The organism is Streptomyces sp. NBC_00328 (genome assembly GCF_036139655.1).
Classification (GTDB): domain Bacteria; phylum Actinomycetota; class Actinomycetes; order Streptomycetales; family Streptomycetaceae; genus Streptomyces.
The window spans coordinates 9,509,851-9,520,965 of the sequence record NZ_CP108013.1 but is presented as its reverse complement, the minus strand read 5'-3'; the positions used below and the strand labels follow the sequence as shown (position 1 = coordinate 9,520,965).

The following is an 11,115-nucleotide window of genomic DNA, read 5'->3' as shown; positions in this document are numbered from 1 at the left end:
TCCCTAGTGGGCCACCGCGGCAGCGCCGTGCTCGTCGACGAGCGCGCCGGTGGTGAAACGGTCGAGCGAGAAGGGGGCGTTGAGGGTGTGCGGGGCGTCGTGGGCGATGGTGTGGGCGTAGACCCAGCCCACGCCCGGCGTGGCCTTGAAGCCACCCGTGCCCCAGCCGCAGTTGAGGTAGAGATTGTCGACGGGGCTGAGCCCGACGATCGGTGAGGCGTCGGGGCTGACGTCGACGATGCCGCCCCAGGTGCGCAGCACGTGGGCGCGGGCGAAGACCGGGAAGAGCTCGAGGGCCGCGGACATCTGCTCTTCGATGATGTGGAAGGCGCCGCGCTGGGTGTAGGAGTTGTACGCGTCGATGCCCGCGCCCATCACCAGCTCGCCCTTGTGGGCCTGGCTGACGTACACGTGGACCGCGTTGGACATGACGACCGTCGGGTGCACCGGCTCCAGCAGCTCCGACACGAGCGCCTGCAACGGGTGGCTCTGGACGGGGAGTTCGATGCCGGCCATGGCGGCGAGAACCGAGGTGTGGCCCGCCGAGCAGAGCGCGACCTTGCCCGCCGCGATGGGGCCGAGGTTCGTCTGGACACCGACCACGCGGTTGCCGACCAGCTCCAGGCCGGTGACCTCGCAGTTCTGGATGATGTCGATGCCGACGGCGTCCGCCGAGCGGGCCAGGCCCCAGGCCACGTAGTCGTGTTTGGCGATGCCGGCGCGCGGCTGGTAGGTGGCGCCCAGGACCGGGTAGCGCACGTCCGGTGAGATGTTGACGATCGGGCAGATTTCCTTGACGCCGTCCGCGTCGAGCCACTCCGCGTCCACGCCGTTGAGGCGGTTCGCCTCGACGCGGCGCACGCTGTCGCGGACGTCCTGGAGGCTGTGGGCGAGGTTCAGTACACCACGCTGGGAGAAGAGGATCGGGTAGTCGAGCTCCTCCGCGAGTCCCTCCCACAGCTTGAGCGCGTGCTCGTAGATGCCGGCGCTCTCGTCCCACAGGTAGTTGGAGCGGATGATGGTGGTGTTGCGGGCCGTGTTGCCGCCGGCCAGCCAGCCCTTCTCCAGCACGGCGACGTTGGTGATGCCGTGGTTCTTCGCCAGGTAGTGGGCGGTGGCGAGGCCGTGGCCGCCGCCGCCCACGATCACCACGTCGTACGAACGCTTCGGCTCGGGTGTGCGCCAGAGGAAATCCGGGTGGTCCGGGAGGTCGGTGCCTGGGGTGAGGGGGCTCATCGGACGTCTCCGTCTTCTGAAAGGAACGGATACAGCGGGTGCTCGGGGGCCGTCACGTTCATACGGCGTTCGCGTTCCTCTCGGCGGCTTCGACGACATTGGCGAGCAGCACGGCGAGTTCGCGGCTCGCGGCGGATCGCGGTGGTGGTCGTCTTGCCGTCCAGCACCTGAGCGGTCACCGACAGTGCTCCTTGTCTCGGAGTCGGCACTCAGCCACGGAGGCGGGACATGGTCGGGTCGAACAGGGGCTCCTCGGCGACGACCGCCTCGACGCGCCGGTCGAAGTAGCCGATGTGCACGGTGGTGCCGGGGATGGCGAGTTCCGCCGGGAGCCAGGCGTACGCGATGCCCTTGCCGATCGTGTAGCCGTAGGCGGCGCTGGTGACGTAGCCGACGGCGCGGTCACCGTCGTACACCGGTTCCTTGCCCATGACGACGGACTGCGGGTCGTCGATGGTGAGGCAGGTCAGCCTGCGGCGGACTTCGGTCCTACGGTGCTCAAGGGCGGCCTTGCCGATGAAGTCGCCCTTGTCGAGCCTGACGGCGAAGCCCAGGCCGGCTTCGTAGGGGTCGTGCTCGTAGGTCATGTCGGCGCCGAAGGACCGGTAGCCCTTCTCCAGCCGGAGGCTGTTGAAGGCGCCGCGCCCGGCGATGATGCCGCCCAGCGGCTTGGCCGCCTGCCACAGGGTGTCCCACAGCTTCTGGCCCAGGTCGGCGGTGGTGTACAGCTCCCAGCCCAGCTCGCCGACGTAGGAGAGGCGCATCGCGGTGACGGGGACGGAGCCGATGTGGGCGCGCTTGGCGCGGAAGTACTTCAGGCCGTCGTTCGAGAAGTCCGTGTCGGTGAGGGGCTGCAGGACCTTGCGGGCGAGCGGGCCCCACAGGCCGATGCAGCAGGTGCCCGGGGTGATGTCACGGACCTGGACCGTGCCTCCCCCGGCTACCGCTGGGAGGTGGCGGGTGAACCAGTCGAGGTCCAGGTTGCCGTTGGCGCCGACCTGGAAGAGGTCGCGGGCCAGCCGGGCGACGGTGACATCGCTGCGGATGCCGCCGTCCTCGTCCAGCAGGAGGGTGTACGTGACGGAGCCGACGGACTTGTCGATCTTGCTGGTGGACAGCCTCTCCAGGAAGGCGGCGGCACCGGGACCTGTGACCTCAAGGCGCTTGAGGGCCGTCATGTCGTACATCGCGACGCTCTCGCGGGTGGCCTGCGCCTCGGCGCCGACGATCGGGGACCAGTGGCGCGCGGCCCAGTCGTTCGGGGCCGGAATGGAACGGCCCTCCAGCAGGGTCGCGTTGGCCTCGTACCACTGGGGGCGCTCCCAGCCGTTCGCCTCCAGGAAGAAGGCGCCCAGCTCCTGCTGGCGGGCGTGGAAGGGGCTCGTGCGGATCGGGCGCGGGTCCCCGGACGGTTGGAGCGGGTGGAGTATGTCGTAGACCTCGACGAAGTTCTGGCAGCCGCGGGCCAGGACGTACTCGGGGGCGAGCTGGTGCGGTTCGAAGCGGTTGACGTCGCACTCGTGCAGGTCGAAGGACGAGCAGTAGCCGTCGACCAGCCATTCGGCCATGGCCCGGCCGACACCGGCGGAGTGGGTGACCCAGACGGCCTCGGCGACCCAGAAGCCCTTGACGTCCGGGGACTCGCCGAGGAGCGGCTGGCCGTCGGTGGTGAAGGAGAACAGGCCGTTGATGCCCTCCTCGACCTTGGCCTCGCGCGTCGCGGGGAGCAGGGACCGGGTCTCGGTCCAGGCGTCCTCGAAGTCGTCCTCGGTGAACTTCAGGACCGACGGCATCTCGTCGGCCTCGTCCACGGACAGGATGTCGTCGGCGGAGACCGGCATCGGGCGGTGACCGTAGTAGCCGATGCCGATGCCGTCGAAGCGGTCGCGGTAGTAGAGGTCGGCGTCCTGGTGGCGCAGGATCGGGCGCACCGCCTCCTCGGTCTGGCCCGCGAGCGCCGGCACCGGGCCGGTCCAGGCGAGTTGGTGGCCGAGCGGGGTGAGCGGAAGGTTCATGCCGACCATGCGGGCGATCTTCGGGCCCCAGATACCGGCGCAGCACACGACGAAGTCGGCGGGGATCTCCCCCTGGTCGGTGAGGACGCCGGTGACGCGGCCCCCGCTCTGCCGGACGTCGAGGACCTCGTGGCGGGCGAGGAAGCGTACGCCGCGCTCGGTGGCCCGGCGGATCTGCGCCTCTACCGCGAGGACGGCCTTGGCGAGGCCGTCGGTCGGGACGAGGAGGCCGCCGAGGACCTTGTCCGGGTTGACGAGCGGGTGCTGCTCGACGCACTCCTCGGGGCTCAGCAGCCGGGCCTCGATGCCCCAGGCGGTGATCCAGCCGTGCCGGCGGTGCAGCTCGGCGACGCGCTCGGGGGTGGTCGCCACTTCGAGGCCGCCGACCTGCAGGAAGCAGGGCTTGCCGTCGACGTCGAGGGAACAGAACTTCTCGACCGTGTAGCGGGCCAACTCGGTCATGGTCTTGGAAGAGTTCGTCTGGAAGACCAGGCCCGGGGCGTGCGACGACGATCCCCCGGTGGCCGGCAGCGGGCCCTGGTCGACCACGGTCACCTCGGTCCAGCCGCGCGCGGAGATCTCGTCGGCGAGGGCCGCTCCCACGACGCCTGCTCCGATGATCACCACTCGGGGTCCCGCCATCGCCGCACCTCCGAATCAAAACCGTCGAGTTGCTGTCTGCGCAACACCGTTCAGGTTGCGCAACTCAATGTGCCCGCCGCGGGGAGGGGGTGTCAAGGGGGCCGTGACGTCGGAAAACAGCCCGAAATACCGCCCTGAACACGGCAATGCCCGGCGGGCGGCGCGCACCTGCACGCACCGCCCGCCGGGCATGTCCGACCGGCTTGTGGCCTCGGCCTACTTGATCCAGGCGTCCACCTTGTCCTTGTTGGCGTCCACCCACTTCTTCGCCGCCGCCTCGTCGGACAGCTTGTCCTGGGCGATGTACTTGGCGACCGTGTTCTGGTCCTCGTTCGTCCAGTTGAAGTTCTTCACCAGGTTGTGTGCGGGGCTGCCCGACTTGGCGAACTTCGAGCTGACGATCTTGTCCAGGTTGTAGACGGGATAGTCGCAGGCGACCTTCTCCGCGACGGCGTCACAGCCGCTCGTGTACTTCGGCAGGGAGACCTTCTTCAGCGGCACCTCGGACAGGAACCACTGCGGCTCGTAGAAGTAGCCGATCACCCACTTCTTGTTCTTCTCGGCGTCCCGGAAGGACTGGATGAGCGCGGTCTCGCTGCCCGCGTACACCACCTTGAAGTCCAGCTTCAGGTTCTTCACCAGCGCCTCGTCGTTGGTGACGTACGACGGGTCGCCGTCGAGGAGCTGTCCCTTGCCGCCCGACTCGGACGTCTTGAACTCGGACGCGTACTTGTTCAGGTTCTTGTGGTCGAGGATGTCGGGGTGCGCCTTGGCCAGCCACGGCGGCACGTACCAGCCGATGATGCCCTTGTTGCCGGTCTCGCCGGCCTCGACCGCGGTCTTCTGCTGGGTGATGTACTTCTTCTTCAGGTCGTCGTGGCCCCAGTTCTCCAGGACGGCGTCGACCTCGCCGGTGCCGAAGCCCTGCCAGGCGATCTCTTCCTTCAGGTTCTTCTTGTCGACCTTGCAGCCGAGGTTGTGCTCGGCGACGTACGCGACGACCGCCGCGTCGGCCTCGTAACCCACCCAGGGATTGACCGCGAGGTTGAACGTGCCGCACTTGCCCGAGCTGCCCGCGCTGTTCGAACCCGAGGAGGAGTCGCCGACCTTCGCCCCGCCGCACGCGGTGAGGGTGAGGCCGAGGACGGCCAGGCCGGCCGCGCCGGCTCGCCAGTATCTTGCCATGGTGTCGTGCTCCTTAAGCGCCCGCGCGACGCGCCGCTGCCTGAGTGATCCGGTCGAACATGACTCCGAGCAGTACGATGGCGAATCCCGCCGCAAGCCCCTTGCCGTACAGCTCTCCCTGCGAGAATCCGGCCACGACGTCGTAGCCGAGGGCCCCTGCTCCTACCAGGCCGCCCACAACAACCATCGACAGCACGTAGATCAGGCCCTGGTTGGTCGCGAGCGTCAGGGCACTGCGTGACATCGGCAGTTGGACCTTGGTGATGATCTGCCAGGTGTTGCACCCGGCGGAGGTGGCTGCCTCCACGGTGGTCTCGGGCACGGCCCGGATCCCGTCGGCGATGATCTTCATGGCGACCGGCGCACCGTAGACGATCGCGGCGACGATGGCCGTGAAACGGGTGGCGCCGAACAGCGCGAGGAACGGCACGAGATAGACGAACGGCGGCATGACCTGGGCCGCGTCCAGGGTGGGCCGGATCAGCCGGTCCACGAGCGTGCTGCGCCCCATCCACACGCCGAAGACGACGCCGAGCACCATCACCAGCACCGTGGCGACGAGCGTCGAGGCCAGCGTCGTCATGCCGTCCGACCACACACCCGTACCGACCAGCAGGCCCACGCACACGGCCGTGGTGACCCCGGCCTTCCAACTGCCGAACACCACGCCCAGTGCGACCAGCACCGTGCCGACGAGCCACCACGGGGAGTCGGTGAGCAGCGTCTGGAACGGGTTGAGCAGGCCGTTGGTGACGGCGTCGCGGAAGGCGTTGGTCAGACCCGACAGGTTGTCCTGCGCCCAGTTGGTCGCGGTGTCCGCCGCACTCGCGATGTGGTGGCCGATCGTGCCGTCGCCGGGGAAGTCCGCCGCCCACAGATAGGTGTGCGACAGGTGGATCAGGACCGCCGTGACCACCGCGCCCGCGCCCAGCAGTGGCCGCCGCCACTTCACGAAGCGGTTCTTGGAACGCCGCGCGCTCTCCTCGCGGGCGCTGGCCGCGGTCGTGACCCGGTCCAGGACGATCGCCATGACCACGATGGCGAGACCCGCGTTGAAGGCCGTGCCGACGTCGAGCGACTGCAGTGCCTGGAGGACGTTCACACCGAGACCCGGCGCGTTGATCAGGGCCGCGATGGTCACCATGGCCAGGGCGGCCATGATGGTCTGGTTGACACCCATCACCACGGTCCGCCTGGACATCGGCAGCAGGACTTTGAGCAGGGACTGACGGCGGGTGGCGCCCAGGGACTCGGCCGCCTCGACGGTCGTCTTCGACACGTTGCGGATGGCGTGCGCGGTGATGCGGATCGTCGGCGGGGCCGCGTAGATCACGGTGGCGATGGTGGCGGACGCTCCGCCGATGAGGAAGAACAGGGTCAGCGGTGCCAGGTAGACGAAGGTCGGCATCGTCTGCATGAAGTCCAGGAAGGGCGTCATGATCCGGTTGAACCGGTCCGACAGCCCGGCCCACACCCCGAGCGGGATCGCGAACAGCAGGGCCACGAACACCGCGGAGAGGGTCAGGGCGAGGGTGTCCATGCTCTCCTGCCACAGCCCCTGCAGCCCGAAGAAGGTGAAGCCCGCCACGGCCAGCAGCGCGACCCGCCAGTTCCCCACGGCCCAGGAGACGTACCCGGCGATGCCGACGACGCCGAGCCAGCCGACCTGCGGGACCGGGCGGGCCCCCGACGGCTGGGAGATCAGGTGCTGGATGAAGGTCACCAGGTTGTCGATGACCAGCCGGATCTCGTTGAAGAAGTACAGGAAGAGCGGGTTGGAGTTGCGATGGGCGCCGACGGAGTCGTTGAAGTCGTTGATCCACCGGTGCAGACCGGTCAGATCCGCCGCCGCCAGCGGCAGGGTCTGCTTTCCGCGCAGGACGGCGAACAGCACCAGCCAGACGACGAGGATCGCGCCGATCACCATGGGCCGGCTGACCTTGCGCGCGCCCTCGGCGGGCGCGGCCGACTCCGCGACCTCCGTTTTTTCGGGTTTCTGGGATTTCTCGATGGCGACGGTCATCACGCGCCGCCTTCCGGCCCGGTGACCACCGCGAGGATCTCCTCGTCGCCGACGATGCCGAGCAGCTTGCCGTTCTCGACGACCTTGACGGGCTTGTCGGCCGTGAGCACCGCCCGGATGGCCTCCTTCACCACGACGTCCGGGCCCAGCTCGGGGCCGTCCAGTTCGTCGCCGTCCTCCCGCGCGCGCATGATCCAGCGCAGGGTGAGTACGTCGCCGCGCGGCACGTCCTTGACGAACTCGCGTACGTAGTCGTCGGCGGGGGCGCCGACCAGCTCGTCACCGGTGCCGCACTGGACCGTCCTGCCGTCGCGCATGATGAGGATGCGGTCACCCAGCTTGAGCGCCTCGGAGAGGTCGTGGGTGATGAACACCATCGTCTTGCCGACCTCGTGGTGCAGCCGGATGACCTCGTTCTGCATGTCCCGGCGGATCAGCGGGTCGAGCGCCGAGAACGGTTCGTCGAAGAGGAGTACGTCCGGGTCGCCGGCCAGCGCCCGGGCAAGGCCGACGCGCTGCTGCATACCGCCGGAGAGCTGGTCGGGGTAGGAGTTCTCGTAGCCGGAGAGGCCGACCAGTTCGACGACCTCGAGCGCCCGCCTGGTGCGCTCGGCCTTGCTCATGCCGCGGATCTCCAGGCCGAACGACACGTTGTCGACGACCCTTCGGTGCGGCAGCAGCCCGAAGTGCTGGAAGACCATGGAGAACTTGCGGCGGCGCAGTTCGCGCAGGCGCTTGTCGTCCGCGTCGCGGATGTCCTCGCCCTCGAAGACGATCTCCCCTGCGGTGGGTTCGATCAGCCGGGTCAGACATCGCACCAGGGTGGACTTCCCGGAGCCGGACAGGCCCATGACGACGAAGACCTCGCCGGGCGAGACCTCGAAGTTCACATCGCGTACGGCAGCGGTGCATCCGGTACGGTCCATCAGCTCGCGACGGGTGAGCCCGCACAGCTCCTCGGAGTTCGGTACCTGGTCCGCCTTCGGCCCGAACACCTTCCACAGCTTGCGCACGGATATGACCGGCGTGGGGGCCGAGTCCTGGGGCGTGCCGCGCCGCTGCGGCGCCTCAGCCTGTGCTGGGGTCACGATCGGCCTCTCTTCGGCGTTCAGCCGCGGAACCAGTGCTGCGGCCGGGGTTGGATGTTCTGCCAGATGTGCTTGGGCTCCCGGTACTCGTCAAGGCCGGTCGGTCCCAGCTCCCTGCCCACGCCCGAGTGCCCGAAGCCACCCCATTCCGCTTGCGGCACGTAGGGGTGGTAGTCGTTGATCCACACCGTGCCGTGGCGCAGTCGCCGGGCGACCCGCTGGGCCTTCCCGGCATCCTGGGTCCAGACGGCTCCGGCGAGTCCGTACTCGGTGTCGTTGGCGATGCGTACGGCGTCGTCCTCGTCGGTGAAGCGCTCGACGGTCAGCACGGGTCCGAAGGACTCCTCGTGCACCACCCTCATGTCCTGGGTGCACGCGTCGAGCACGGTCGGCGGGTAGTAGTAACCGTCCGCGAGGGCGGGATCGCCCGGCCGTTCGCCGCCGCAGCGCAGTACGGCACCCTCCGCGAGGCCGGCCGCGACATACGCCTCGACCTTCTCCCGGTGCTGCGCGGAGATCAGCGCGCCGGTCTCGGCCTCGGGGTCGAAGGGCCCGCCCAGTCGGATCCGCCGGGCGCGACGGACGACCTCGTCGACCAGGGCGTCATGGATCGAGTCCTCGACGATCAGCCGGGCGCCGGCCGAGCAGACCTGGCCCGAGTGCAGGAAGACGGCCGTGAGGGCGAAGTCGACGGCCGTCTCGAAGTCGGCGTCGGCGAAGACCACGTTGGGGTTCTTGCCGCCGAGCTCCAGCGCGACCTTCTTCACGGTCGCGGCGGCGGTGGCCATGATGCGCTTGCCGGTCTCCAGGCCTCCGGTGAAGGAGACCATGTCGACGGCCGGGTCCTCGCAGAGCGGTGCGCCCGCCTCGGGGCCCGTGCCCAGGACGAGATTGGCGGCGCCGGCCGGGAGCCCGGCCTCCTCCAGTGCCCGCATCAGCAGGATCGAGGTGGAGGGGGTGAGCTCACTGGGCTTGAGGACGATCGTGTTGCCCGCGAGAAGCGCCGGGGCGACCTTCCAACTGGCCTGCAGCAGAGGGTAGTTCCAAGGGGTGATGAGCCCGCACACGCCGATCGGTTCATAGACGACACGGCTGACGGCGTCATCACGACCGGTGTCGATCACCCGGCCGGCGTCCGTGCCCCCGATCCCGCCGTAGTAGCGAAAACAGGAGACGACGTCGGCGATGTCGTACTCGCTCTCCACCAGCCGCTTGCCGGTGTCCAGCGACTCGGCGCGGGCGAACTCCTTGGCGTCGCGCCCGATGAGGTCGGCGGTGCGCAGCAGCAGCACACCGCGCTCCCGCTCGGGGGTGCGCGGCCAGGGACCTTCGTCGAAGGCCCGGCGGGCCGCCGCGATCGCCGCCTCGGTATCCGGACGCGTCGCCTCGGACACGGTCGCGGCAAGCGCACCATCAGCGGGACAGCGGATCTCCCGGCGCCCACCGGCCACCGCGTCGCGCCATTCCCCAGCCACGTACAGGTCTGCCACTCGCCAAGCCCTTCAGCCGTTACGCGTTGCGCATCGTGCATTCAATTGCTTGTGGTGGAACACCATGGCGAACGCCACAGACCTACGTCAAGGGGTTGGCGGATGACGATTTCGCAAGGGGCCCATCGACCCTCCTCTCTTGACCGATGACCCCATCCACCCCAACCATGTTGCGCATCGCTCACCGAGTTGTGCAATACGCACCGACGGAGGCTGCACATGTCCCCTCGCCCGCAACCTGGCCGTGAGTACGTCCTCACCCTCTCGTGTCCTGACAGCGCCGGCCTGGTCCACGCCGTGAGCGGCTTCCTCGTCAGGAACTCGGGAAACATCCTGGAGAGCCGGCAGTTCGACGATCGACTCCAGGGCCGTTTCTTCATGAGGGTTCACTTCGACGTCTCCGACCCTGACGCGAATGCGAAAACTCTGCGTTACCGATTCGGTCCCGTCGCCGAGGCCTACCGCATCGCCTGGACCCTGAGCGAAGCGTCGACCCCGACCCGGACGCTGATCATGGTGTCCAAGTTCGGCCACTGCCTGAACGATCTGCTCTTCCGCCGGCACACCGGCGCCCTCAACATCGAGATCCCGGCGATCGTCTCCAATCACCGGGACTTCGAGAGCCTGGCGGAGACGTACGGCGTCCCGTTTCACCACATCCCGGTCACCAAGGACACCAGGGCCGAGGCCGAGGCGCGCCTGCTGGAGCTGGTCCACGACCTGGAGATCGACCTCGTGGTGCTGGCCCGCTACATGCAGATCCTCTCCGACGACCTGTGCAAGCAGTTCGAGGGCCGCGCCATCAACATCCACCACTCGTTCCTGCCCAGCTTCAAGGGCGCGCGCCCGTACGAGCAGGCCTACGCCCGCGGCGTGAAGCTCGTGGGGGCGACGGCGCACTACGTGACACCGGACCTGGACGAAGGGCAGATCATCGAGCAGGACGTGGTCCGGGTGGACCACTCGCTCGACGCCGGGGACCTGGTCACGGTCGGGCGGGACGTGGAGGCACAGGTACTCGCGCACGCGGTGAAGTGGCACAGCGAGAGCCGCGTCATGGTGGACGGCCACCGCACGGTGGTCTTCCGCTGAGCGGTACGGCATGAGGGGGCGGGGCCGGATTCCGGCCCCGCCATCGTCGTATACGAACCCGGGCGTCCTCCTGGACGAGGTGACCCGCTCCGGCGATCGGTTCGGTCGCCCGGCCGGTCCAGCAGCGCGCGGCGCCACCGTTCGGTCTCGGCGATCTGGTTGAACGTGAACACGTGCAGGCCCGCCACCCCGGCCGAGGGCGCGGTCAGCGCCTTCCCACTGCGGGCCGCGCGAGCAGCCGGTCGGGCGATTGACATGCTCCTCGCCCTGAAGGGCGAGGATTCTGGCCTCCTTGGCTGGTTGCCGTGCCGCTACGCGGCACGGTTTCCGGTCGGGAATCCGTG

General features: G+C 68.7%; 7 protein-coding genes and 1 pseudogene. 1 reads left to right on the top strand and 7 read right to left on the bottom strand.

All coding sequences use genetic code 11. From position 1 onward, the window contains the following. Positions 1 to 3: 3 nt before the first annotated feature. The 6 genes from OG485_RS41935 to OG485_RS41910 form a co-directional block, all read right to left on the bottom strand. Positions 4 to 1,236: a sarcosine oxidase subunit beta family protein gene (locus OG485_RS41935; protein WP_328674094.1), complete on the bottom strand. Its 1,233-nt coding sequence runs from the start codon at positions 1,234 to 1,236 to the stop codon at positions 4 to 6. Positions 1,237 to 1,445: 209 nt separating this feature from the next. Continuing rightward, the gene (locus OG485_RS41930) at positions 1,446 to 3,893 is read right to left on the bottom strand and encodes a GcvT family protein (protein WP_328674093.1); all 2,448 of its coding nucleotides are present in this window, start codon (positions 3,891 to 3,893) and stop codon (positions 1,446 to 1,448) included. Positions 3,894 to 4,109: 216 nt separating this feature from the next. Then, a complete protein-coding gene (locus OG485_RS41925; protein ID WP_328674092.1) occupies positions 4,110 to 5,078 on the bottom strand; it encodes an ABC transporter substrate-binding protein in 969 nt (322 codons plus the stop codon). 13 nt (positions 5,079 to 5,091) lie between these two features. Next, positions 5,092 to 7,101, bottom strand: coding sequence for an ABC transporter permease (locus OG485_RS41920; protein ID WP_328674091.1), 2,010 nt, complete (start codon positions 7,099 to 7,101; stop codon positions 5,092 to 5,094). Continuing rightward, on the bottom strand, positions 7,101 to 8,189 hold the full coding sequence (locus OG485_RS41915) for a quaternary amine ABC transporter ATP-binding protein (RefSeq protein WP_328674090.1): 1,089 nt from the start codon (positions 8,187 to 8,189) through the stop codon (positions 7,101 to 7,103). Before OG485_RS41915 ends, OG485_RS41920 begins: the two co-directional genes overlap by 1 nt. Before the next feature lie 20 nt (positions 8,190 to 8,209). Further along, on the bottom strand, positions 8,210 to 9,679 hold the full coding sequence (locus OG485_RS41910; RefSeq protein WP_328674089.1) for an aldehyde dehydrogenase family protein: 1,470 nt from the start codon (positions 9,677 to 9,679) through the stop codon (positions 8,210 to 8,212). A 219-nt stretch (positions 9,680 to 9,898) separates the two neighbouring features. Here OG485_RS41910 and purU point away from each other — a divergent pair, with 219 nt between their 5' ends. Next, complete coding sequence (gene purU, locus OG485_RS41905) at positions 9,899 to 10,771, top strand: formyltetrahydrofolate deformylase (RefSeq protein WP_328674088.1); 873 nt, start codon at positions 9,899 to 9,901, stop codon at positions 10,769 to 10,771. A gap of 107 nt (positions 10,772 to 10,878) precedes the next feature. Here purU and OG485_RS41900 read toward each other — a convergent pair. Next, positions 10,879 to 10,995 (bottom strand): annotated as a pseudogene (locus OG485_RS41900) (5,10-methylenetetrahydrofolate reductase); the annotation flags it as partial. Between the last annotated feature and the right edge of the window lie 120 nt (positions 10,996 to 11,115).

Bases quoted from the DNA above. Each gene is read 5' to 3' on its own strand.
- OG485_RS41925 (WP_328674092.1), bottom strand. From the start codon at position 5,078: ATGGCAAGATACTGGCGAGCCGGCGCGGCCGGCCTGGCCGTCCTCGGC.
- OG485_RS41935 (WP_328674094.1), bottom strand. From the start codon at position 1,236: ATGAGCCCCCTCACCCCAGGCACCGACCTCCCGGACCACCCGGATTTC.
- purU (WP_328674088.1), top strand. From the start codon at position 9,899: ATGTCCCCTCGCCCGCAACCTGGCCGTGAGTACGTCCTCACCCTCTCG.
- OG485_RS41930 (WP_328674093.1), bottom strand. From the start codon at position 3,893: ATGGCGGGACCCCGAGTGGTGATCATCGGAGCAGGCGTCGTGGGAGCG.
- OG485_RS41920 (WP_328674091.1), bottom strand. From the start codon at position 7,101: ATGACCGTCGCCATCGAGAAATCCCAGAAACCCGAAAAAACGGAGGTC.